General features: G+C 69.8%; 21 protein-coding genes. 9 read left to right on the top strand and 12 right to left on the bottom strand.

The features are described 5' to 3' along the window. Positions 1 to 33: 33 nt before the first annotated feature. Positions 34 to 588 carry a PPA1309 family protein gene (locus tag SSMG_RS04720; RefSeq protein WP_037716582.1) on the top strand — a complete coding sequence of 185 codons (555 nt, stop codon included), beginning with the start codon at positions 34 to 36 and terminating at the stop codon, positions 586 to 588. 100 nt (positions 589 to 688) lie between these two features. On the opposite strand, the gene SSMG_RS04715 is transcribed toward SSMG_RS04720, so the two are convergent. Beyond that, positions 689 to 1,810, bottom strand: coding sequence for a PDZ domain-containing protein (locus SSMG_RS04715; protein ID WP_037712576.1), 1,122 nt, complete (start codon positions 1,808 to 1,810; stop codon positions 689 to 691). Positions 1,811 to 1,899: 89 nt separating this feature from the next. On the opposite strand from SSMG_RS04715, the gene SSMG_RS04710 reads away from it, so the two are divergent. Continuing rightward, positions 1,900 to 3,303: a zinc-dependent metalloprotease gene (locus SSMG_RS04710; protein ID WP_037712573.1), complete on the top strand. Its 1,404-nt coding sequence runs from the start codon at positions 1,900 to 1,902 to the stop codon at positions 3,301 to 3,303. A gap of 556 nt (positions 3,304 to 3,859) precedes the next feature. Here SSMG_RS04710 and SSMG_RS04705 read toward each other — a convergent pair. Further along, positions 3,860 to 4,432 carry a M48 family metallopeptidase gene (locus tag SSMG_RS04705; RefSeq protein WP_199785797.1) on the bottom strand — a complete coding sequence of 191 codons (573 nt, stop codon included), beginning with the start codon at positions 4,430 to 4,432 and terminating at the stop codon, positions 3,860 to 3,862. Positions 4,433 to 4,585: 153 nt separating this feature from the next. On the opposite strand from SSMG_RS04705, the gene SSMG_RS04700 reads away from it, so the two are divergent. The 3 genes from SSMG_RS04700 to SSMG_RS04690 all read left to right on the top strand — a co-directional run bounded on the left by SSMG_RS04700 (position 4,586) and on the right by SSMG_RS04690 (position 8,096). Continuing rightward, complete coding sequence (locus tag SSMG_RS04700; RefSeq protein ID WP_037712567.1) at positions 4,586 to 5,662, top strand: ThiF family adenylyltransferase; 1,077 nt, start codon at positions 4,586 to 4,588, stop codon at positions 5,660 to 5,662. Positions 5,663 to 5,723: 61 nt separating this feature from the next. Next, entirely contained in the window at positions 5,724 to 7,067 is a 1,344-nt protein-coding gene (locus tag SSMG_RS04695; RefSeq protein ID WP_009073274.1) for an AarF/ABC1/UbiB kinase family protein, read from the top strand. 90 nt (positions 7,068 to 7,157) lie between these two features. After that, a complete protein-coding gene (locus SSMG_RS04690; RefSeq protein ID WP_009073272.1) occupies positions 7,158 to 8,096 on the top strand; it encodes a hypothetical protein in 939 nt (312 codons plus the stop codon). A 359-nt stretch (positions 8,097 to 8,455) separates the two neighbouring features. Here SSMG_RS04690 and SSMG_RS04685 read toward each other — a convergent pair whose 3' ends face one another. The 6 genes from SSMG_RS04685 to SSMG_RS04655 form a co-directional block, all read right to left on the bottom strand. After that, entirely contained in the window at positions 8,456 to 9,253 is a 798-nt protein-coding gene (locus SSMG_RS04685; RefSeq protein WP_009073270.1) for a maleylpyruvate isomerase family mycothiol-dependent enzyme, read from the bottom strand. Positions 9,254 to 9,407: 154 nt separating this feature from the next. Continuing rightward, positions 9,408 to 9,590, bottom strand: coding sequence for a hypothetical protein (locus SSMG_RS04680; protein ID WP_009073268.1), 183 nt, complete (start codon positions 9,588 to 9,590; stop codon positions 9,408 to 9,410). Beyond that, positions 9,587 to 10,810 carry a class I SAM-dependent methyltransferase gene (locus SSMG_RS45955; RefSeq protein ID WP_199785796.1) on the bottom strand — a complete coding sequence of 408 codons (1,224 nt, stop codon included), beginning with the start codon at positions 10,808 to 10,810 and terminating at the stop codon, positions 9,587 to 9,589. The genes SSMG_RS04680 and SSMG_RS45955 overlap by 4 nt, the downstream gene beginning before the upstream one ends. A gap of 683 nt (positions 10,811 to 11,493) precedes the next feature. After that, a complete protein-coding gene (locus SSMG_RS04665) occupies positions 11,494 to 11,841 on the bottom strand; it encodes a WhiB family transcriptional regulator (protein WP_037712559.1) in 348 nt (115 codons plus the stop codon). 151 nt (positions 11,842 to 11,992) lie between these two features. Next, entirely contained in the window at positions 11,993 to 12,271 is a 279-nt protein-coding gene (locus tag SSMG_RS04660; protein ID WP_009073260.1) for a hypothetical protein, read from the bottom strand. Positions 12,272 to 12,479: 208 nt separating this feature from the next. Further along, positions 12,480 to 14,579: an ATP-dependent DNA helicase UvrD2 gene (locus SSMG_RS04655; RefSeq protein WP_009073258.1), complete on the bottom strand. Its 2,100-nt coding sequence runs from the start codon at positions 14,577 to 14,579 to the stop codon at positions 12,480 to 12,482. A 64-nt stretch (positions 14,580 to 14,643) separates the two neighbouring features. Here SSMG_RS04655 and SSMG_RS04650 point away from each other — a divergent pair, with 64 nt between their 5' ends. Beyond that, positions 14,644 to 15,372, top strand: coding sequence for a DUF4191 domain-containing protein (locus SSMG_RS04650; protein ID WP_009073257.1), 729 nt, complete (start codon positions 14,644 to 14,646; stop codon positions 15,370 to 15,372). Between the two features lie 57 nt (positions 15,373 to 15,429). On the opposite strand, the gene SSMG_RS04645 is transcribed toward SSMG_RS04650, so the two are convergent. Continuing rightward, positions 15,430 to 15,918 (bottom strand): RDD family protein, encoded by a 489-nt coding sequence (locus tag SSMG_RS04645; RefSeq protein WP_078560697.1) that lies wholly within the window; start codon positions 15,916 to 15,918, stop codon positions 15,430 to 15,432. A 172-nt stretch (positions 15,919 to 16,090) separates the two neighbouring features. Here SSMG_RS04645 and glnA point away from each other — a divergent pair, with 172 nt between their 5' ends. Then, complete coding sequence (gene glnA, locus SSMG_RS04640; RefSeq protein ID WP_009073253.1) at positions 16,091 to 17,515, top strand: type I glutamate--ammonia ligase; 1,425 nt, start codon at positions 16,091 to 16,093, stop codon at positions 17,513 to 17,515. A 195-nt stretch (positions 17,516 to 17,710) separates the two neighbouring features. Here the strand turns inward: glnA and SSMG_RS04635 are convergent, their stop codons facing one another. From SSMG_RS04635 to SSMG_RS04625, 3 genes are read right to left on the bottom strand one after another with little or no spacing between them, the layout of a single operon-like run. After that, a complete protein-coding gene (locus SSMG_RS04635; RefSeq protein ID WP_037712556.1) occupies positions 17,711 to 18,109 on the bottom strand; it encodes an arsenate reductase ArsC in 399 nt (132 codons plus the stop codon). Continuing rightward, positions 18,106 to 19,179, bottom strand: coding sequence for an ACR3 family arsenite efflux transporter (arsB, locus tag SSMG_RS04630; protein WP_009073251.1), 1,074 nt, complete (start codon positions 19,177 to 19,179; stop codon positions 18,106 to 18,108). The genes SSMG_RS04635 and arsB overlap by 4 nt, the downstream gene beginning before the upstream one ends. Next, entirely contained in the window at positions 19,176 to 19,538 is a 363-nt protein-coding gene (locus tag SSMG_RS04625; protein WP_009073249.1) for a metalloregulator ArsR/SmtB family transcription factor, read from the bottom strand. Before SSMG_RS04625 ends, arsB begins: the two co-directional genes overlap by 4 nt. An 83-nt stretch (positions 19,539 to 19,621) precedes the next feature. Here SSMG_RS04625 and SSMG_RS04620 point away from each other — a divergent pair, with 83 nt between their 5' ends. After that, positions 19,622 to 20,059 carry an ArsI/CadI family heavy metal resistance metalloenzyme gene (locus SSMG_RS04620; protein WP_009073247.1) on the top strand — a complete coding sequence of 146 codons (438 nt, stop codon included), beginning with the start codon at positions 19,622 to 19,624 and terminating at the stop codon, positions 20,057 to 20,059. A 95-nt stretch (positions 20,060 to 20,154) separates the two neighbouring features. Continuing rightward, positions 20,155 to 21,963, top strand: a complete 1,809-nt coding sequence (locus SSMG_RS45950) for a plasmid pRiA4b ORF-3 family protein (RefSeq protein WP_199785795.1) — start codon at positions 20,155 to 20,157, stop codon at positions 21,961 to 21,963. Positions 21,964 to 22,164 lie beyond the last annotated feature (201 nt).

Raw genomic sequence — 22,164 nt, 5'->3', positions numbered from 1 at the left:
CGCGGCGCGGGGACGCCTGACACGATGGTCGCCATGCCACCGAGTGAGCCGTCTGCCGCCCACCCTGTCGCCGGGCTGGCCCGGGAAGTCGAAGAGTTCGTCGCCGCCGCGGGCTGGAACCAGCCGCCGCAGTTGTTCGCGCTGGTGCCGACCGCGGCGCTGCTGGACGAGCAGCCCGAACTGGCCGGTCAGCTGGACCGGGCGAACCCGCTGACGCCGGTGGCCCAGGAGGCGCTGCCGGACGGCGATCTCGCCGAATCGCTCGGCCGGATCGCGTGGCCGGAAATCGTGGTCGGCTGCGCGCTGGCGCAGGAGATCATCGTGCTGCCCCCGGACGTGGAGGCGGAACTCGAAGGAATCGCCGAGGCGGACGCCGAAAGCCTGCGCCGCGCCGCCGCGGACCACCCGCGCCGCACCGAGGCCCGCCTGGTGGCCGCCGTCCTGCGCCAGGGCGACGCGGCCTGCGTGATGCGGCTGCGCGGCGTCCAGCCGGGCGACGAGGACGAGACCGCGGTCGACGAACTGGTGGAAAGCCCGGATCTCGCGCCGAATCTGGTGGAAGCGCTGAAGACGACCCTGCAGCCCTGACGCATCAGCTGCCGCGTTACGTCCGTTACGTCCGTGAAGGGCTCCTTGAGGGAATCTGATTCCCTCAAGGAGCCCTTCACGGACTTTCTTTGAGCGCTGGTCAGCAGTGCGCCGTCGGGCGACCGGCCTTCAGGTTGTCCAGCTGCTTGAGCGCGTCGTCCAGGTTGGAGACCTTGATCAGGTTGAGCCCTTCCGGCGCGGCCGATTTGGCCTCGGCGCAGTTGTGCTCCGGGACGAGGAAGTCGGTCGCGCCCGCTTCCTTCGCGCCGACGACCTTGAACGAGATCCCGCCGATCGGCCCGACCTGGCCGGTCTCGCTGATCTCGCCGGTGCCCGCGATGTGCCTGCCGCCCGCGAGGTCGCTGCCCGGTTTCCCGGGCGGGGTGAGCCGGTCGATGATCGCGAGGGTGAACATCAGCCCGGCCGACGGGCCGCCGACGTCCTGCAGCGAGATGTCGACGGAGAACGGCGCGACCGCGCGGTCGACCGCGGTCAGGCCGAGGAAGCCCTGGGTGCGGTCGTCGCGCTGGGCGAGCGTGACCGGCACGGTGCGTTCCGGCTGGCCGAGGTGCTGGAAGGTGACCTGGACGGTGTCGCCCGGCTTGGTGTTGGCGATCGAGGCGGCCACCTCGCCCGCCTCGCGCACCTGCTTGCCGTTGACCGAGATGAGCTTGTCGCCGGGCGCGAGGATGTGGTCGGCCGGGCTGCCGGACACGATCTGCTTCGCGACGACCTGCACCGGGTAGCCGAGGTGGCGCAGCGCGGCGACCTGGGCGTTGCTCTGCGAGTTCTGCAGCTGCTGGATGTTCTCCTGCTTGACCTGCTCGTTCGTCTCGCCGGGCTTGTAGTACTCCTCGCGCGGCGCGAGCGCGTAGCGGCCGCTGGCCCAGAGCCCGAGCGCGGTGAAGAGGTTGATGCCGTCGTTGAGCGAGACGGTGGTCATCCGCAGTTCGCCGCTGGTGCCGTAGGTCTGCTGGCCCTTGACCTGGATCACCGGGTTGCCCGCGGCGTCGCGGCCGAGGGTGTCGTAGGTGGGCCCGGGGCTGATCGCGACGTACGGGACCTGGACCAGGAACCCGGCCACGACGAACACCAGGAACAGCACGCCGCTGACCAGCATCGTCCATCCGCGGCGGGTGAGCCGCCGGTCGCTGCGGGCCGGCGCGCGCGACGGCTCGGCGCGGCGGGACTGGTTCGCGGTGTCCTCGTCCGGTTTTGTCACGAGCGACAGCGTACGGTGACTGTGTTCGCTTCCCGGTGAAGGCCACGGTTGACGCGCTGAGCCGGGTCGTACCCGCGTACGGTGGAGCTATGAGCAATCCCCCGTTCGGCTTCGGACCGCCCGATCCCGACAAGCGAGGCGACAACGACCCCTCGAACCCGGGCCAGCCCGGCGGAGCCGAGGCGTTCAACCAGCTCGGGCAGATGCTGAGCCAGCTGGGCCAGATGCTCAGCCAGGCGGGCTCGTCGAGCGGGCCGGTCAACTACGACCTGGCGAAGCAGATCGCACTCCAGAACCTGAGCGGGCGGGACGACGCCAAGATCGGCTTCACGTCGGACAGCGGCGGCGACTCCGCGACCGCGGTCCGCGACGCCGCGCACCTGGCGGAACTGTGGCTCGACGCGGCGACGATCCTCCCCGCGGGCGCGACCTCGACGGTGTCCTGGTCGGCGCGCACCTGGGTCGAGAAGACGCTGCCGACCTGGCAGCGGCTGTGCGATCCGGTGGCGCAGCAGGTGTCCGGCGCGTGGATGCAGGCGCTGCCCGAGGAAGCCAAGCAGGCGGCGGGCCCGTTGCTGTCGATGATGGGCCAGATGGGCGGAATGGCGTTCGGCTCCCAGCTCGGCAACGCGCTGGCGCAGCTCGCGCAGGAGGTGCTCACCTCGACCGAGGTCGGCCTGCCGCTCGGCCCGGCCACGACGTCGGCGCTGCTGCCGGCGAACATCGAGAAGTTCACCGAGGGCCTGGAGCTGCCGGCCAGCGAGGTGCTGGTGTTCCTGGCCGCGCGCGAGGCCGCGCACCAGCGGCTGTTCGCACACGTGCCGTGGCTGCGGCAGCGCCTGCTGGCGACGGTCGAGGAGTTCGCCCGCGGGATCACGGTGGATACGTCCGCGCTGGAGTCCCTGGCCGGAAGCATCGACCCGGCGAACCCGGCGAGCATCGAGGAAGCGATGTCGTCCGGCCTGCTGGAACCGCAGACCACGCCCGAGCAGCAGGCGGCCCTGAAGCGCCTGGAAACCCTGCTGGCGCTGGTGGAAGGCTGGGTGGACGTAGTGGTGGCCGAGGCGATCGGCGACCGTCTCCCCGGTGCCGACGCCCTGCGCGAAACGCTCCGCCGCCGCCGCGCGACCGGCGGCCCGGCCGAGCAAACGTTCGCGACCCTGGTCGGCTTGGAACTGCGCCCGCGCCGGATGCGCGCCGCGTCGTCGCTGTGGAAACTCGTCGGAGACCGCCACGGCCTCGAAAAGCGCGACGGCCTCTGGTCACACCCCGACCTCATGCCGACGGCCGAGGACCTGGACGAACCCCTGGACTTCGCCGACCGCCTGGCGGAACCGACGGCTCTCGACGCGGACCTGGACCCGATGGCGGAACTGGAACGCACGGAGAAGGCCGAGCGGGAGGCCCGCGAGGCCCAGGACGCCGACGACAAGAGCGGCGAGACCCCGAAGGACGAGGGGAAGAAGGACGACGGGGGCGACTCGCCTTCCTGACGCCGCTGGTCGGCTGGGTCGCCTTAGGCCCTGGCTGCGCTACCGCTTGACACCCGCCGCGCGGACCGCCTCACCTGGTTGAGACGGTCCGCGCGGCGTTTTCAGCTCGCACTCCCGCCCACGGACACGGCTCCGCAGGTAGTCCCCACCTCTCATCTCGGTACCGCTGAGCACCCCAGCCTCACGAGACCACTCCGCTCCGCTAGAAATCCCCACCTCTCTCATCGCTGCTACCGCCGCCGGGCGCACCAGCCTTAAGCACAGCCGGGAAATCCGCCGCGCCGAGCCTTCCCGCGCGACCGCTCCACCGCCGTTCGAGCCGCTGGCTTCGCCCCGCCAGCCAACCCGGTCAGACACCCCAGTCACCCACCATCGCCAACCGACCGCGAGCCATCACGCCAGGTTGAGCTGAGCAGCAGCTTGCGCGCGGGATTCGCACCGCAGCACACCCAGTCACCCCGCGCTCCTCCGAGATCCGCCGCTCGCCAGCCCTCCTCCGCCCCCTCCACAGCCGCAGCACAGCCATCCGCCGACCCACCCAGGCCCAGCCACCGACTCAGTCCTCCTCCGAAATCCCCCACCCCGCAGCCGCCGAAAGCCCCTCCAGATACCCCATCGCGCGTTCCGTCTTCGGATACCGGTTCACCAACGCCCAGAACGCCGCGTCGTGCCCCGGCTCCCTCAGGTGCGCCAGTTCGTGGACCAGCACGTAGTCCAGCACCCATTGCGGCACCCGCTGAAGCCGCTCGCTGACCCGGATGGTCGCGTCCACCGGCGTGCAGGACGCCCACCTGGTCCGCATCGGCGGCACCCACCGCACGCTGGACGGCAGCGCCTTGCCCTCCAGGTATTTCGCCCCGAGCAGGGCGCAGCGCGCCAGCAACGCCGCGTCCGACGCCCTCGGCGGCGCCGTCTTCCGTCCTCCCGGGCGCAGCAGCCTGCGCTCCATCTCCGCGACCCAGTGTTTCTCTTCCTCGCGCGTCATCCGTGCCGGGATCTGGACGACCAAGGTGTCGTCGTTCCAGTACGCGGTGACCGTCCGGTGCCTGCGCTGGCTGCGCCGCACCTCGACCTTGTGTTGAGAAGTGTCCGACGGGGCTTTCTCGCCCCTGCCTCTCAGGGAGGGCATCCGTGCTTCGACCACTCGACAACGGTAAGGCTCAGCACCGACAACTTGGAGCGCCGAAAGGTCACAGCCCTGACTTGTCCACAACAAGATTTCCCTGTGGACAACTCGGCTTCTCACCCGCGAGTGGCATTGCGGAGCTGCCAAGCTGACCGCATGACCCTGTCCAGTGTTCCGCCGCCGGACGTGCTCCTCCCGGCGTATCCGACGTTGCTTCCGGGCATCCACGTGCTCGAACGCGACGGCGACGAGATCCAGTTCGGCCTCGACCCCCGTCACGGCATCATCGCCAACGGCTTGCCCCCGGCGATCGTCGACAGCGTGCGCAGGCTCGACGGACGGCGCGCGCTCGAGGACGTCCTGCTCGCTGTAGGCGAACACCGGGACCAGTTCCATCTGCTGCTGAAACAACTCTCCGCGCTCGGCCTGGTCACCGAAGCGGCGAAGAAGAACGCGAAACGGGTCGAGACCGGCCTGTGGTCACTGCGGGCTCGGCACTACCAGCCGGCGCTCACAGACCGTCGCGGGCAGAGCCTGATCGCGGTCCACGGCAGCGGACGGATCGCCGTGGCAGTCGCCGCGCTGCTCGCGACGTCCGGAGTCGGGCACCTCGACGTCCGAGCGTCCGGCCGGGTCACCGAAGCCGACCTCGGTTCCGGCTTCACCCCCGCTGAGCTGGGGCAACCCCGGCAGCGGGCGATCCGGTCCGTCGTCGCCCGAGTCGCACCGGACGTCATCACCGCCCGCAACCAGCGCCGCCTCCCGGACCTCGTGCTGCTCACCGACACGCTCGTCCCGCCGCCGGAAGAGGTGGCTGAACTCGTCGATTCGGCCACCTCGCACCTGCCGGTCCGGGTGTGCGAGGGCACGGGCATCGTCGGGCCGCTCGTGGTGCCTGGCCGCAGCGCCTGCCTCCGGTGCTGTGACCTCCACCGGACCGACGCGGATCTGTCCTGGCCGAGGATCGCGACTCAGCTGGTAGGCCGGATTCCGCGGGCCGATCTCGGGGCGGTGCACGCGTGCGCCTCGCTCGCCGTCGCGCAGGCGATGCGGCTGCTCTCGCCGAGCGAAACCCCGCCGCCGACCTGGAACGCCGCGCTCGAGATCGACAACTTCGACGGAAAGGTGCACCGCCGGCGCTGGGAGCCGCACCCGGACTGCGGCTGCGGAGCGCCAGTGCCCGTCGAAGAAGCTCCGGACGAGGCACCCAAGGAGGTACTGCAAGAGACGTAGGACACACCTGGGTGCCGTCAGCGGGCTGCGGGCGTCGTGCTCGCCAAGGCAGAATCGCAGAGTGACCGACTTTCGCGACCGCACCGGAGACCGCGATTCCGCCATGCCGCGCCGCGGCGCTGCCCGTACGGCGAAGCTGGCGAGCCTTCCGCTCGGCATCGCCGGACGAGCCGTGGGCGGCTGGGGCAAGCGGCTGGCCGGGCAGAGCGCTGAGCAGGTGAGCGCGACGCTCTCGGCCAAGGCCGCTGAGCAGCTGTTCGAGGTGCTGGGCACGCTCAAGGGCGGCGCGATGAAGTTCGGCCAGGCGCTGAGCGTGTTCGAGGCCGCGGTGCCGGACGACATGGCGCAGCCGTACCGGGAGGCGCTCACGAAGCTGCAGTCGGCCGCGCCGCCGATGCCTGCCCGCCAGACCCATCGCGTGCTCGCCGAGCAGCTGGGCAGGTCGTGGGTCGGCCGGTTCGCGCACTTCGACGACGAGCCCGCCGCCGCGGCGAGCATCGGCCAGGTGCACCGCGCGACCTGGCACGACGGTCGCGAGGTCGCGGTCAAGGTCCAGTACCCGGGCGCGGACGAGGCACTGCGCAGCGACCTGCGCCAGTTGCAGCGCTTCAGCAGGCTGTTCCAGGCATTCATCCCCGGCACCGACGTGAAGCCGCTGCTCACGGAGTTGGCCGAGCGGATGGACGAGGAACTCGACTACCTCGCCGAAGCGGACAACCAGCGCGCGTTCGCGAAGGCGTTCGAGGGCGACCCCGAGTTCCTGATCCCGCGCGTCGTGGCGAGCGCGCCCAAGGTCGTGGTCAGCGAATGGGCCACCGGAACCCCGCTGGCCAAGATCATCTCGGACGGCGACCCGGCTACCCGCAACCTGTCCGGGCGGCTGCTCGCGGAGTTCCATTACTCGTCGCCGGCGCGGGCGCACCTGCTGCACTCCGACCCGCACCCCGGCAACTTCATGCTCACCAGCGACGGCAGGCTGTGCGTGATCGATTTCGGCGGCGTCGCGAAGCTTCCGCACGGAATTCCGCGGCACCTGGGCGAAATCACGCGGCTCGCCCTCGACGGCCACTCCGACGAGCTGATGCGGCTGTTGCGCGAAAACCGTTTCGTGCGGGCAGATTCGTCGCTGGAAGCGGACGAGGTGCTCGCCTATCTCGCGCCGTTCACCGAACCGCTGGCCGAGCCGACGTTCCACTTCACGCGCCGCTGGATGCAACGGCAGGCGGGACGCGTCGGCGACTCGCGCAGCAACGACTTCCACGTCGGCCGCTCGCTGAACCTGCCGCCGGAGTACCTGATGATCCACCGGGTCACGGCGGGCTCGACGGGCATCCTGTGCCAGCTCGACGCCGAGATCCCGGCTCGCGGCATCGTGGAACGCTGGCAGCCCGGGTTCGCCGCCTGAGTTATCCACAAGGCGGGGCGGCAACGCCGAGTTGTCCACAGATTGCGCGGAGTGGTTTCGCGCAGTTGATCAAGGCGGCATTCTCGATGCATGACGACTACTACAAGCACTGATTCCCTCGCTTTCGGTGATCTCGTTTCCCACGGCGTGCTCCACCGACGGCACCTGCGCGTCGCAGGAATTTCCGACCGAAGAGCCGCACAGCTCTCCGGCCCGGGCGGGCCGTGGCGACAGGTGTATTCCGGCGTGTATCTCGTGCACGACAAACCTCCGAGCCGCGAAGAACTCCTGCACGCCGCGGTGGCGCGGTTCGGTCCCGGAACCATCATCACGGGCACGGATGCGTTGTGCGCACACGGAATCAGCCATCCGCGGACTCCGGAAATCCACCTTTTGGTGCCCCACAACCGAAGGCCGTCCAACGAACCGAGCATCATCACCTACCGCACCGCCCGGATGCCCAAAGCGATCCTCATCGACGGCCTGCCCTACGCCAGCGCCGCCCGAGCCGCCCTGGATCTTGCCCGGCGGGAACACGATCCGGACGAGATCGCGAGGCTGGTCTCGCTGCCGCTGTATTGGGGCCTGGCCGATCGCGCCGAGCTGACGACCGTACTGAACACCGGAAACCAGCGCGGCACGGCAGCCGTCCGCACCGTCCTGCGCAACCTGGACGACCAAGAAACCTTCGCGCACGGGCAAGCACTCCGGGTCCTCCAGCGCACTCCACTGCCTACCCCGCAATGGAACGTTGCAGTCTGCGACCGCCGCGGCCGCCGGCTCGGCACCGCAGACGCGTGGTGGGACGAAATCGGCCTGGCATGGCGCTATCGCACCGCGGCTGGCCCGGAGGACTTCAGCCACCTCGCCCTCGCCGCGACCGGCACCGTGCTGTTTCGGTGCACGCCACTTCAACTCCGGGAATCTCCGGAGGAGATGAGCGCAGAACTCCTGAACGCCTACCGCCACGCGGCGCGCACGCCCCGGCCGAAAGTGCTCGCCGTCTACAAGACAGGGAACGCCGCATGAGCCGAACTTGATAGAGATGCTCCTCGGCGCAGAGCCCCGACAGCGCTCACCTGCTCCCCCGCGACGACTCCGCCAAGGCGCTCCCGCCTGAAATTCAACGGCTGCCCTCGGCTGCGACCACGTCGAGGACCGCGCAACGGGATCCGGCCGCCACCAGCGCTCAACGTGTCTTCAACGCGTGCGGACGTCGTTATGCGTGGTCGCAAATGGGCACTGACCGTGGTTTGCGAGCAGGACTCGGTTGGCGGACCGCGGTGGGTTGAGTCGACGTAACCCACTGCAACTTCCGTCTCCCGCAAGCCATCGCGTCATCTCGCTCGGCTGTTCGCGGAAACTCGCGGACGTTGCGGTGGGAGGGGTCAGTCGCTGGCGTGGGCGGTGTTGTCCAGCCAGTGCTGGGCGAGGGTGGTGTCGCCTTCGACGCTGATGCCGGTGCTGTCGCGGTCGGTTAGCGGGAGCCGTCGGGTCAAGAGGAACAACAGCGATTGAGCCGGTCCGGTCATCGTCACGTCGGCCGCGCGGTTTCCGGCTTGCCACGACGCACCCTCCGGACGCCGTTCGACGAACCACGCGCCGTCGGCGATATCGGTGGCCAGCCACTGCAGGGTCTGCCCGGTGCCCCGGATGGCGTGCGCGGATACAGGACGCTGCATTTCCCAGGTGGGCGAGGTGAGCATGGTGAGGTGGTTGGTGATGAGCGCGGCTGCGACGTCGGCGTCGACGTCGACTGGTCGGTCCGCGGCTTTGGCGGCGTCGAAACCGTGGACAACCGCTTCGTTGAGCATGCTGGACATCCAAAACTGTGTCCCCGACCGTGCGTCACCCGAGGCGTTGAAGACCGGCGCGTCGAGCGCGTCGTCCGAGCACGCGCTGGCGACCCGCAGTGCGGACTCCGACAGCCAGTCCTGCCATTCGCGGGAGTCGGCGGGCGGCGTGGCCATCTCGGTGGGCAGCTGGGCCGGGTCGGTGATGCGCCGCTCGATGATCTCCGCGACCCAGTGCTGGGTCTGGCCCACGTGCGCGACCAGGTCAGCGACAGCCCACTTCGGGGCGGTCGGCACCGCGGCCTCGGGTCCGGCGGCGACGGCTGCTTCCGCCAGGCGCCGGGTGTGGTCGACGATCGCGCGCCGGGTGCGTTCGGGGTTCAGTTCAGTCATGGGAGGTCCTTAATGAGCAGGTAGCCAGTGATCGTGTGGTGTCTTCGACTACGCGTCGAACTACCGCAGCGGCGATCGACAGACCTCCCCGAAGTTTCTTGACCATGTCTCGTGGCGTTCCGACGTCCTCGAAAGCGAGGTTCGGGTGGTCTGATCACCAGTACTCGTCGGGCAGCTTGCCTTCGATGTCCCGGACGTGGTTGCGCGCGCAGTCCGGGCAGAGCCAGCGCTGCTCGCCGTTTTCCTTGGTGCTCACCCAGGCCAGGGTCGCGAGCGGGTCGGTTTCGGCGGCGCGGGCTCGGCCGCACCACGAGCAGGTGGGGTCGGGCGCGGTCATGGCCGGCGTCCGTGGTGGACGGTGCGTACGCCGAGCAGGAAGAGGTCTCGGCGGTTGCCGAGGTAGTGGGAGCTGTCCGGATCGAGAAGGGAAGCCAATGTCGCGCGGTCGTCATCCGAGAGGTGGTCGGCACCGTGGGTCGCGAGACGGGAAAGGTGGTGGTGTACGTAGTCAGTGAGACCGTCGGGTCCCGGTGCGGGGTGATCCACCAGTGCGCTGAACGAGCCGACGTCAGCGAGTCCGGCGCGTTCGAGCGCGACTGGCCAGCCGTACGGCATCGGCACGGCACCGTCGATGCCCTCGCGCATTCCGACGAACCATTCCGCCTGCGCGGCCTGCAAGCGAGCTTCGAGACCAGGCCGTCCGAGTCCTAGATCCCAAGGGAGGCAAGAGAAAGGCAATCCACCCTCAGCGAGCGCGACCACGCCACCACTTCGCGCGATCGCGGTAACCGTGCCGATCGCGGCCTGCTGGTCCGGAAGGTGATGCACGACGCGCGACGCCCATACGAGATCCGCGGTGGGCAGCAAATCGGGCAGGGCGCTGTCAGCGAGATCGGCAACGACTGCGCGAACCTCAACTGCCGATGCGGCGCCCTCGGCGGCCGACGCGGTTCCACCGGCTGCCGGTGCGGGGCCGTCGGCTGCCGCTGCAGTACCTTCGGCGGCCGACGCGGTTCCACCGGCTGCTGGCGCGGGGCCTTTGGCTGCCGGTGCGGGGCCGTCGGCTGCCGGTGCGGCACCCCCGGTGGTCGATGCGGTGCCACCGGCTGCTGGTGCGGGGCATTCGGCAGTCGATGCGGCGCCACCGACTGCCGATACGAGGCCCTTGGCTGCCAGTGCGGTGCCGTCGGCTGCGGCGAGATGGCCGTCCGATGGGGCAGCGCTTCCGTCGGGCGCACCGTCGTTGCCCGGGTGCGTTGAGCGTGCCTGGCTGTCCTGCGCGGCGGCGCGTACGGCGCGTTCGGCCTCGTGGAGTAGTTCGGGCGTCGCGTCGACCAGGACGATGGTGCCGCCGTTCCGGGCGGCCAGGGCTCGGGCGAAGTGGGTGCTCATGCCACCGGCTCCGCAGCCCAGGTCGAGCACCGTCGGGTTGGCGGGGAGTTTCGCGGCCAGGCGGGCGGCGATGGCGGCGTGGGCGGGAGCGTCGAGGGCGTCGGCTGCGCGGAGGAGGGCCAGCCGGTCAGCCCAGTCGATGTGGTCGTGCGTATGTCCGGACACGGGCTCATTGAACACCGGTTCGCGGTTCCCGGCCGGGAACAAGCCTGGACTGTCCCCCCGACGGACCTTCCAGGCTCGTTCCCGGCGAAGATCGCGCAGGAACGGTCGGACGCTGGCCCTCCCCGTGGGCCACGCGTTCGCAGTTGAGCGACGCAACGAGACCGACGCCTGTCACCCAGCTCGCAACTGGGTGACAGGCGAACAAAACCCGATCCGCGCATGATCGCCGCGCCGCGGCAATGAGGCTGCGCGGAATCGAGTCAGGACGAGGAATCGGCGAAAAGCAACGTCCGGGCAGCCGACACCGCTACGGGATCGGAGGCGATCCCGGGCGGGGCTGGTGCCGGGCTCCCGGACACAGCGAGCCGGTCAGGCAAGCAACCGGGAGGAAACCCGGGCCTGCCTGACCTGGCCGTGCCGTGATTAGTTCGGTGGTTGGTGCCGCTCCGCTCGGCTGGCTGCCCAGCGGGCTACCCGCGACCAGCGGCGCGCTGCTCGCGCTTGGCGCCACGGGCGTTGGGCTTCGTGTTCGGCTATCAGGTCGCGTATTCGCGCTCGGGACAGTTCTTCGTGAAGCAACATCTTCGTGGTCTCCTGAGACTTGTTCTGCTTGGGTTTCGGCTGGACGCGCACCGGTTTCGCCGTGCGGGCCTCGAAATCGCGCGTGGTGATGACGTTGACGGTCATGCGGCTGCGCTCCGGGCTGCTGCGGCGGGTTCGAGGGCGGCGTTCTTGCGCGGACGGCCACGGGGCCGCTTGCGGGCGATCACCGCGCCGCGCTCGAAGATTTCGCCTCCCCAGACACCCCACGGCTCACGCCGGGCGAGTGCGCCCGCGAGGCAGGCCTCGCGGACCGGGCAGCTGGCGCAGAACGCCTTGGCCCGCTCGAGTTCCGCGGGCGATTCGGCGAACCAGAGGTCCGCGTCGCGCGAGCGGCAGGGCAGTTCGGGTTCCGCGACCCCGTCGAGCAGGTCGCCGATGTCGAACCCTTCGGCTAAGGGGCCCTCGGCTAGGGCGATGGCGGATGACATTTCCGTGCTCCTTTGCGGTGCGGTGGTGGTGTGACGGTGGGCGATCGAACTGGACAACTTGTTCCTTTGTGTTGTGCAGCCAAAAAACACGAAGGCCGCGGATCCGGTTACCGGTTCCGCGGCCTTCGTGAGCCTCATGTCCTGACGCAGGTCAGGAACTTCGCTCCCGTAGTGACAACGGAACACGGAACTGCTTGATGGTCGGCAGATCGACATCAACCTGCGGGTACGCGGCAACAACGGCGGCGCTCGCGTGAGTGATGCCGGCCGGGGCCCCGTTGCGCTCGATGCGACGCAATCCGTCGAGGTGACGACGCATTCCGTCGATGTGCGCGAACGTGGACACACCGGTGCCCTGGCGCGGGGCGTCAGCGGTCATGCAGAGGGACAGACCGGTGCCAGGGTTAGCGAGTTTCAGATTGCTGATCATTTCACCGGCACCGCCTTTCTCTGTCGGACTGCGCCGCTCGAGGCGGCAACCGTCGTGTTCTTCCCCAGACCGGGCTCTCGCCCGGGTGCCTACGCAGGTTATGCGCCCCGGCGCAACCGGGGCAACTTATTTTCCCAAATCTCTGCCGAAAAGCTGAAGATTGCCTCCGAGCTGCAGGTTCGCCGCATCGATCACCGCGAAGACGCGGTCAAGATCGCATGGACGACCGGACCACGTCGAGCACCTCGGCGCCGAACCGTTCCAGCTTCGTCGCGCCGATGCCGGAGATCGACACCAGCGCGCCGTCGTCGGTCGGCCGTTGTTCGGCGATCGCCATCAGCGTCGCGTCGGTGAACACGACGAACGCGGGCACCTTCAACTCCCGCGAACGCTCCCCGCGCCACGTCTTCAGCTTCTCCAGCAGTTCCTCATCCACTGTGGACGGGCACTTCCCGCAGCGGCCGAGCTTGACCTCCATGGTCTGCACCAGCGGACCCCCGCACAGCCGGCAGCGGGCGACCTTCGACCCGGGCTTCGCCGTCTGCTGCGAACGGGCGACGCGCGCCGCCGGGTGGTCCTCCGGGATCAGCCCGTACAGGAAGCGCGAACGGCGCCGGTTGCGTCCCCGGCCCGGCCCGCGCGAGAGCGACCACGACAGCGACAGGTGCTCCCGGGCCCGCGTGACGCCGACGTAGAACAACCGCCGTTCCTCTTCGATCGCGGCGTCGTCGCCGTCCGCGTGCAGGATCGGCATCGTGCCCTCGGACAGCCCGACGAGGAACACCGCGTCCCACTCGAGGCCCTTCGCCGCGTGCAGCGACGCGAGCGTCACTCCCTCGACGGTCGGCGGATGCTGCGCTGCCGCGCGCTGTTCGAGTTCCGCGACGAACCGCGGCAGGTCCGCGTCCTCGACCGTCGCCGCCAGCTCCTCGGCCAGTTCCACCAGCGCGAGCAGCGCGTCCCACCGCTCCTTCGCCGCTCCGCCCGACGGCGGCTGCTCGGTGAGCCCGACCCGCGCGAGCACCGAGCGCACCGCGGTGACCAGCTCCAGCGAAGTGGGCTCCATCGACGCCGTGCGCAGCGCCGCCATCGCCTGCCGCACCTCGGTGCGCTGGAAGAACCGCTCGCCGCCGCGGACCAGGTACGGGATCCCGGCTTCGGTGAGCGCCTGCTCGTACGCCTCCGACTGCGCGTTCACTCGGAACAGCACCGCGATCTCGCTCGCCGGCACGTCCGCGTCGAGCAGTTCGCGGACCCGCCGCGCGACCGCGCTGGCCTCGGCGGCCTCGTCCTCGTATTCCGCGAACCGCGGCTCCGGGCCGTCCGGCCGCTGCCCGATGAGCTTCAGCCGCGACCCGGCGGGACGGCCGCGCGCGGCCCCGATCACGCGGTTCGCGAGCGCGACGACCTGCGGGGTGGACCGGTAATCGCGTTCGAGGCGCACGACGGTCGCCTCCGGGAACCGCCGCGTGAACTCCAGCAGCGACTTCGGCGAGGCGCCGCCGAACGAGTAGATGGTCTGGTTGGCGTCGCCGACGACGGTGAGGTCGTCGCGGCCGCCGAGCCACGCGTCGAGCAGGCGCTGCTGCAATGGCGTGACGTCCTGGTACTCGTCGACCACGAAGCAGCGGTACCGGTCGCGGAACTCGGCGGCGACCGCGTCGTGCTTCTCCAGCACCGCGGTGGTCTGCAGGAGCAGGTCGTCGAAGTCGAGGACCTGCGCGTTCGTCTTCAGCTCCTCGTACCAGCGGTAGACCTCGGCGACCTGCGCGACCGGCGCGGGAGTGTCGCGCTGCATCCGCGCGGCGACCGACGGGTAGTCGTCCGGCGAGACCAGCGACGCCTTGCTCCACTCGATCTCGCTCGCCAGGTCGCGCAGCACCTCGGTCTCGGTGCTCAGCCGGACGCGCTGGGCGGCCTGGGCGACGAGCCGGAACTTGTTGTCGATCAGGTCCCACGGCCGGTCGCCGACGACCCGCGGCCAGAAGTAGCGGAGCTGACGGCGGGCGGCGGCGTGGAAGGTCAGCGCCTGCGCCGCGTCGACCCCGAGGCCGCGCAGCCGGGTGCGCATCTCCCCCGCCGCGCGCGTGGTGAAGGTGACGGCCAGCACCTGCCCGGCCGCGACGTGGCCCGAACGGACCAGGTGGGCGATGCGGTGCGTGATCGTCCGGGTCTTTCCGGTGCCCGCGCCGGCGAGGACGCACACCGGGCCGCGCGGGGCCGCCGCGGCGGCGCGCTGTTCGGGATCAAGCCCGTCGAGCAGGCTCGCGCGGCTCTGCCGGCTCTGGGGAGACGATGCGATGGCCACCCCGCGATCCTCGCAGAGGGGGCCGACGGATTCCCGGCCGGGCACGCGGCCGTATCCTGGTCATATGGCGGGCAAGCAGGACAAGGAAGCGGCCAAGCAGGCCAAGCGGGAAAAGCGCGCGGCGAGCAAGGCCCGGCGCGGGCAGCTGTTCGAGGCGTTCAAGATGCAGCGCCGCGAAGACCCGATGCTCATCCCCTGGATGGTCGGTTCGATCGTGGTGGTCGCCGGTGTGCTGTTCTGCATCGGCCTCATTTTCGGCATCCAGTGGACGCTGCTGCCGCTGGGCGTCGTGCTCGGCATCCTGCTCGCCGTGATCATCTTCGGCAGGCGCGTGCAGCGCACCGTCTACGGGAAGGCCGACGGCCAGCCCGGCGCGGGGGCCTGGGCGCTGGAGAACATGCGCGGCAAGTGGAAGGTCACCCCGACCGTCGCCGCGACGACCCAGCTCGACGCCGTCCACCGCGTGCTCGGCCACCCCGGCGTGATCCTCGTGGCCGAAGGCGCGCCGCACCGCGTGAAGGGCCTGCTCGCGCAGGAGAAGAAGCGCGTGTCGCGGCTGGTCGGCGACACCCCGATCTACGACGTGACGATCGGCCACGAGGACAAGCAGGTCCCGCTCAAGAAGCTGCAGTCGCATCTGACGAAGCTGCCGCGCAACCTCAAGCCGGCCCAGATCGACGCCCTCGAGGCGAAGCTGGCCGCGCTCGGTTCGCGCGGCGCGGCGATGCCGAAGGGCCCGATGCCCGCGGGCGCGAAGATGCGGAACGTGCAGCGCACTATCCGCCGTCGCTGACGCTTGTTTCCAGAGAACCCCCGGCCTGCCGCGGCCGGGGGTTTTTCGCGTCCGGGGTCAGCGCATCCGGATGACGACGGTGTTGGTGGCGCGGTCGAGCCAGTTGCGGCCGTCGGCGTTGCGGACCAGCGGCGGGAGCAGCAGCGCGGTCAGCACCATCCGCACGAGCGCGCGCCAGGGGCCGACCATGGCCGCCCCGTCCAGACGGGCCACCCGGATGCCGAGCGCCGCCATGCCGGGGGTGAAGCCGAAGAACGTGACCGGAATGACCGTGATGACCGCCCAGACCGCACCCGCCCAGAGGTTGAACGTCTGCATCGCGGCGGCGTTCTGCAGGTCGTAGCGCACGAACAGGGCCGTGATCAGGGAAGCGAGCACGAGGTCGAGGACGAGCGCGAGGAAACGCGGACCGCCGCCCGCCACCGCGCCCACCCCGGATTCGGGCAGGCCCATCGACTCGCCGCGCCACTTAGGGGCCTCGCGCGGACCCGCCGCGGTGGAGCCGTCGCCCGTGCCCGGGAGCCATTCACCCGTCCATCTCGCCACCCGTCCAGGGTATGCCGGTGGCGCGGACCACATCCGGCCTGGTCGACTGGGCAGTGACGGCGGCCCGTTAACACCCGCGAAACATTCGGGTGACGGTCGGGCAACACCGCCCTCTTAGCGTGAGCCGAAGAGAGTACAGCCGCCGGTAACGAACGAGAAGGAGTCACCGAGGGTGCCCACTACTCCAGACGACATTCAGCGCCTCATCGCCGATGAGAAGGTGGAGTCCATCGACGTCAGGTTCTGCGACCTGCCGGGCGTCATGCAGCACTTCACGGTGCCCGCGAAGGCGTTCGACCTGGAGGCGTACGAAGAGGGTCTCGCCTTCGACGGCTCCTCGGTGCGCGGCTTCCAGTCGATCCACGAGTCCGACATGCTGCTGCTGCCGGACCCCGAGACGGCGCGGATCGACCCGTTCCGCAAGGCGAAGACGCTCTCGCTGAACTTCTTCGTGCACGACCCGTTCACCCGGGAGGCTTACAGCCGCGACCCGCGCAACATCGCGCGCAAGGCCGAGCAGTACATCTCGGAGTACGGCGTCGCCGACAACGTGTACTTCGGCCCGGAGGCGGAGTTCTACATCTTCGACTCGGTCCGCTTCGAGGACGCCGAGCACCTGTCGTTCCACGAGATCGACTCGATCGAGGGCTGGTGGAACACCGGCGCCGACACCGAGGGCGGGAACCAGGGCTACAAGACCCGGTTCAAGGGCGGCTACTTCCCCGTCCCGCCGGTCGATCACTTCGCCGACCTGCGCGACGACATCGTCCGCCAGCTGACGAACTCCGGCTTCGAGATCGAGCGCGCGCACCACGAGGTGGGCACCGCCGGCCAGACGGAGATCAACTACAAGTTCAACACGCTGCTGCACGCTGCCGACGACCTGCAGCTGTTCAAGTACATCGTGAAGAACACCGTGTTCGCCGCGGGCAAGACCGCGACGTTCATGCCGAAGCCGCTCGCCGGCGACAACGGCTCGGGCATGCACTGCCACCAGTCGCTGTGGAAGGACGGCCAGCCGCTGTTCCACGACGAGTCCGGCTACGCGGGCCTGTCCGACACGGCGCGGCACTACATCGGCGGCCTGCTCAAGCACGCCCCGAGCCTGCTGGCGTTCACCAACCCGACGGTGAACTCCTACCACCGCCTGGTGCCGGGCTTCGAGGCCCCGGTTTCGCTGGTGTACTCGCAGCGCAACCGCTCCGCCTGCGTCCGCATCCCGATCACCGGCAACAACGCGAAGGCCAAGCGCGCCGAGTTCCGCTGCCCGGACTCGTCGGGCAACCCGTACCTGGCGTTCTCCGCGATGATGATGGCCGGGCTCGACGGCATCAAGAACAAGATCGAGCCGCCGGAGCCGATCGACAAGGACCTCTACGAGCTGCCGCCCGAGGAGGCCAAGAACGTCAAGCTGGTCCCGGGCGACCTCGGCACCGTGCTGGACACCCTGGAGCAGGACCACGACTACCTGCTCGAGGGCGGCGTCTTCACGCCCGACGTGATCGAGACGTGGATCCAGTACAAGCGCGAAAACGAAATCGACCCGCTGCGGCTTCGCCCGCACCCGTACGAGTTCTCGCTGTACTACGACGTGTGATCGGTAAGGTCGGATAGACCCGGGACGGCGGTCGAGGGATTCCTCGGCCGCCGTCCCGTTTTCAGGCCGGTTTGTCGGCGCGGATGATCGCCGAGGCGATCAGGTGCGGGATCTGGACGCGCGTCGGGTCCGCGAGCGCCCGAAATCAACCGGCGCAGGTCTCCGCGGCGGCACGGTCCGGCACGTCAGCCTCCTTCAGCTGACCAGCTCGGCGAGCAAAGCCCGGACCCGCCGGTCGATCTCGTCGCGGATCGGGCGGACCTGGTCGGCCGGGAGGCCTGCCGGATCGTCCAGCTTCCAGTCGAGATAGCGCTTGCCGGGGTACCCCGGACAGGCGTCTCCGCAGCCCATGGTGATGACTACATCCGCCGATTGGACGCCCTCGGCGGTCAACGGCTTCGGGAGTTCGCGGGACAGGTCGATGCCGAGTTCGGCCATGACCGCGACCACGGCGGGGTTGATCGTGTCGGCCGGCGCGGATCCGGCGGAGCGGACGAGGACCCGGCCGCGGGCGTGATGGTGCAGCAACCCGGCCGCCATTTGCGAGCGTCCGGCGTTGTGGACGCAGACGAAGAGAACTTCGGGGACGGTCATGGAGAAACCTCCGCGGGCACGGGCGCGAAGCGCCGCCGAAGGGCGAGAGACACGTAGACCAGCGCCACCAGTACCGGGACTTCGATGAGCGGCCCGACGACCCCGGCGAGCGCTTGTCCGCTGGTCGCACCGAAAGTGGCGATCGCGACCGCGATGGCGAGTTCGAAGTTGTTGCCCGCAGCGGTAAACGCCAGCGTCGTGGTTCGTTCGTACGACAGGCCGACCGCCTTGCCGAGCGCGTAGGAACCGGCCCACATGAGTCCGAAGTAGACCAGCAACGGCAACGCGATCCGGGCGGCGTCGAGCGGGCGGCTGGTGATCTGGTCCCCCTGCAAGGCGAACAGGATCACGATGGTGAACAGCAGCCCGTACAGCGCGAGCGGGCCGACCTTCGGCAGGAACCGGGATTCGTACCAGGTGCGGCCCTTCGCGCGTTCGCCCAGCCGTCGGGACAAGTAGCCAGCGAGCAGCGGGATGCCGAGGAACACCAGCACGCTCTTGGCGATCTGCCACGCGGAAACGGCCAGATCCGCTTGCGGAAGGCCGAGCCAGCCGGGCAGGACGGCGAGGTAGAACCAGCCGAGGACGCCGAACATGACCACCTGGAACACCGAATTCAGCGCGACCAGAACGGCGGCCGCTTCCCGGTCTCCGCAGGCCAGGTCGTTCCAGATGATCACCATCGCGATGCAGCGAGCGAGGCCCACGATGATCAGCCCGGTCCGGTACTCCGGCAGATCCGGCAGCAGAAGCCAGGCGAGCGCGAACATCAGCGCCGGGCCGATCAGCCAGTTCAGCACCAGCGACGGCCACAGCAGCCGCCGGTCGGCCGTCACCGTGCCGAGCCGGTCGTAGCGGACCTTCGCCAGCACCGGGTACATCATCACCAGCAGCCCGAGCGCGATGGGCAGCGAAATCCCGTCGACCCGCACCGCGGACAACGCGGTGTTCAGCCCCGGAATCCACCGGCCGGCCAGCAGCCCGGCGACCATCGCGGCCGCGATCCACCCGGGCAGGTAACGGTCCAAAGTGGACAGTTTGCCGACGACCCCGGGGTGCGTGCCGGTCATGCCGGGACCGGAGTGTCGCCGGGGACGAGCACGGCCGACAACCGGGCCAGCACCTCCGGATGCACGCGGTAGTACACCCAGGTCCCCCGCCGTTCGCCGGTGATCAGGCCGGACTCGCGCAACACCTTGAGGTGATGGGAGATGGTCGGGCCGGTCAGGTCGAACGCGTCGGTCAGGTCGCACACGCACGCTTCGCCGCCCGCGTGGGAGGCGATCAGCGACAGCAGCCGCAACCGGACCGGGTCGGCCATCGCCTTGAACAGCTTGGACAGCTCGACGGCTTGGTCCTCGCCCAGCGGTTCGCGAGCCAGCGGGGAACAGCAGTCGTCCAGCGCGACGACCGGCAACTGTTTCGGCATGCGTCTATCTTGACAGGCTTCTAAGTAGAGGACAATCTAAGCCGCGGCACTGTTTTGATGAACGTCTATCCAAGGAGGACGGGATGTCACGGGTACAGCTCGCGCTGCGCGTCGGGGACCTCGAAGGCTCGATCGGCTTCTACTCGAAGCTGTTCGGCGCCGAACCGGCCAAACTCCGGCCTGGGTATGCCAACTTCGCCGTCGCCGAACCCGCGCTCAAGCTCGTGCTTCTGGAGGGAGAGCCGGGGCAGGCGACGGTCCTGGACCACCTTGGCATCGAGGTGGAGTCGACCGACCAGGTGAGCGAAGCCAGCAAACGCCTCACCGGCGAGGGCCTGGAGACGCTGACCGAGGATGACACGACCTGCTGCTACGCGATCCAGGACAAGGTGTGGGTGCACGGCCCCGGCCAGGAACCCTGGGAGGTCTATACGGTCAAGGCCGACTCGCAGACCTTCGGTGCCTCCGCGCTGACGTGCTGCACCCCGGATGCGGACACCGGCCAGGTCTGCTGTTCCTGACCCGCGTGCGGAACGGCCGCTTGTCGTTCTTCGGGTTCAGGGCAGGCCGGGCACCTGACATCGTCTGGGCGCCGTTTCCCCCCTAGGGTGCTTCCATGCCATTCCGCGAGGAAGGACGAGGGCCGGTTTTCTCTCCCGAGGAGCTAGCGTCGGCGGCACGGAGCTGTCCGGCGCTCGCCGAGGCGGCGAAGCTGGCCGAATGGGTCGGGCCTGGTCGGCCGCTGACCGCTCGCGGAGTGCTCAAGCCCGCTGCCGCGGTCGAGGCTTGCGACCTGCTCGGGATCGAACTTCCTACCCGCAAGCCGCGCAGTGCGCTGGACATCGACCAACTGGTGGCAGCGTGGTTCGCCGCGACGGCGGCCGGGTTCGTCGAGGTGGAACGGGGCCGGGCCACGGCGGGCTCCGCGCTCGCGGCCTGGGCCGAGGGCGCCGCGGACGAGGTACTGGCGGCCTGGACCCGGTGCACGCTGGAGTGTTTCGGGCTGGCCGGGGAGGTCGGCGAGCCCGATCCGGAGCTTCTGGACGGCTTGGCCGCGCTGTACGAGCGGGGCGGCCTGCTCTCGATGGACGAGCTCGGCGAGGAGATCGCGGGGCCTCTCGCCGACGGCACCGTGGGCTGCACTTGTCCGTCCGGCATCGGCCTTCTTGAGGATCTGGCGGCCACGACGGACGAGATCGTCGAAGCCCTCGCCGCGTTCGGTGTCGCCGAGCGGCACGGCGACACCGCCGAGCTGACTCCGCTGGGGCAGTGGCTCACCGATTTCTTGTTCCGCCAGAGCGCCCCGGCGCCCGGATCCGATGCGGCCACGCTGGTGGACGTGGTGGCGGCGCTGCCCGACCGGATCGCCGCGCTGATGGCCCGGCCCTGGCTGGCCGCCCTCGCGCCGGCCGAGGCAGCGGCCGAGCTGCTCGCCGTCGGCGAATCCGCCTCGGGGCAGCAGCGGCTCGCCGCGCTGGCGCTGGCTCACGAATGCGGCCCGGACGCGGCCCCGGCTTGGCGAGAATGGGCGGGCCGCGAAGGGTTCGGCGCCTACGCGCGGATCTGGCTGGCCGAACAGGACGGGACGGAGCCTTCCGAGGACGACCTGGCGTGGACCGCCGCGGACGCGCTCGGCGCTCTGCGGGATGCGCTGGCGCCCGAGCTGTCCGGGCTGCTCCCCGACCAGGCGGGTGCCCAACTGACGGAAATCCTGCCGCGGATGGCCGGCGCCGGCCATCCGGCAGTCGACCGGCTGGCCAAGCTCCTGCCGGTCCAGGCGCCGGCCGGGAGGCTGCCGGACGCGCCCGGCCGGACGAGCGCGCGGCCACCGGTCGCGGCAGTGCGCCCGGACGCCCGATACCAGCTCAAACTCACCCTGCTCGAGGTGACGAACCCGCCGGTGTGGCGACGCCTCGAGGTCCCGGCCGATCTCGACCTCGGCCAGCTGCACCACGTGATCCAGAGCGCGCTGGGCTGGGAGGACTGCCATCTGCACGTGTTCTCCGCGGGCGGCGCCGAATACGGATTGCCCGACCCGGACCTCGGGCACGCCGACGAGCGGGCGGTGCGGCTGTCCCAGCTGCTGACCGAGGTCGGCGACCGGCTGCGCTACGGCTACGACTTCGGCGACGGCTGGGAGCACGAGCTCACGCTGGAGGAAATCCGGCCCGCCGACGCCGGAACGACCGGAGCGATCTGCACTGCCGGCCGAGGCGCGTGTCCGCCGGAGGACTGCGGCGGCCCTTACGGCTACGAGGAACTGAAGGCGATCCTGGCCGATCCGGACGACGACGAGCACGAGGGCATGCTCGACTGGCTCGGCTTGGCTTCGCCCGGCGAGTTCGACCCGCACGCGTTTTCCGTCGAGGACGCCAATCGCCGGCTCGGCCGATCCGGCGGACGGCATCTGCGCGTCGTGCGCTGAGTCCGCACTGCTCGACCGAATCCGCTCCGTTTCGCTGGATACCGAGTTCGGGCACGTCGGCTGATCCGGAGCGGCGACACCTCTTGCCACCAGCGTTCCGGCGCCGTTATGTTAATGAGAAATCACTTCTTCCGAGACTGTCGACAGGGGGCGCGAGCAGCCCCTGGCCGGTGATGGGATGGCAACGACGCCTACCAGAGA

This window comes from Streptomyces sp. AA4 (genome assembly GCF_000158875.1).
Lineage (GTDB): Bacteria > Actinomycetota > Actinomycetes > Mycobacteriales > Pseudonocardiaceae > Amycolatopsis.
Note: the sequence above shows the minus strand (reverse complement) of the source record. Positions and strands in the feature narration are given on the sequence as shown.

Bases quoted from the DNA above. Each gene is read 5' to 3' on its own strand.
- SSMG_RS04705 (WP_199785797.1), bottom strand. From the start codon at position 4,432: ATGCCCTCCCTGAGAGGCAGGGGCGAGAAAGCCCCGTCGGACACTTCT.
- SSMG_RS04650 (WP_009073257.1), top strand. From the start codon at position 14,644: ATGGCGGGCAAGCAGGACAAGGAAGCGGCCAAGCAGGCCAAGCGGGAA.
- SSMG_RS45950 (WP_199785795.1), top strand. From the start codon at position 20,155: ATGCCATTCCGCGAGGAAGGACGAGGGCCGGTTTTCTCTCCCGAGGAG.
- SSMG_RS04620 (WP_009073247.1), top strand. From the start codon at position 19,622: ATGTCACGGGTACAGCTCGCGCTGCGCGTCGGGGACCTCGAAGGCTCG.
- SSMG_RS04720 (WP_037716582.1), top strand. From the start codon at position 34: ATGCCACCGAGTGAGCCGTCTGCCGCCCACCCTGTCGCCGGGCTGGCC.
- SSMG_RS04635 (WP_037712556.1), bottom strand. From the start codon at position 18,109: ATGACCGTCCCCGAAGTTCTCTTCGTCTGCGTCCACAACGCCGGACGC.
- SSMG_RS04660 (WP_009073260.1), bottom strand. From the start codon at position 12,271: ATGATCAGCAATCTGAAACTCGCTAACCCTGGCACCGGTCTGTCCCTC.
- SSMG_RS04685 (WP_009073270.1), bottom strand. From the start codon at position 9,253: ATGACTGAACTGAACCCCGAACGCACCCGGCGCGCGATCGTCGACCAC.
- SSMG_RS04665 (WP_037712559.1), bottom strand. From the start codon at position 11,841: ATGTCATCCGCCATCGCCCTAGCCGAGGGCCCCTTAGCCGAAGGGTTC.
- SSMG_RS04625 (WP_009073249.1), bottom strand. From the start codon at position 19,538: ATGCCGAAACAGTTGCCGGTCGTCGCGCTGGACGACTGCTGTTCCCCG.
- SSMG_RS04690 (WP_009073272.1), top strand. From the start codon at position 7,158: ATGACGACTACTACAAGCACTGATTCCCTCGCTTTCGGTGATCTCGTT.
- SSMG_RS04680 (WP_009073268.1), bottom strand. From the start codon at position 9,590: ATGACCGCGCCCGACCCCACCTGCTCGTGGTGCGGCCGAGCCCGCGCC.
- SSMG_RS04700 (WP_037712567.1), top strand. From the start codon at position 4,586: ATGACCCTGTCCAGTGTTCCGCCGCCGGACGTGCTCCTCCCGGCGTAT.
- SSMG_RS04710 (WP_037712573.1), top strand. From the start codon at position 1,900: ATGAGCAATCCCCCGTTCGGCTTCGGACCGCCCGATCCCGACAAGCGA.
- arsB (WP_009073251.1), bottom strand. From the start codon at position 19,179: ATGACCGGCACGCACCCCGGGGTCGTCGGCAAACTGTCCACTTTGGAC.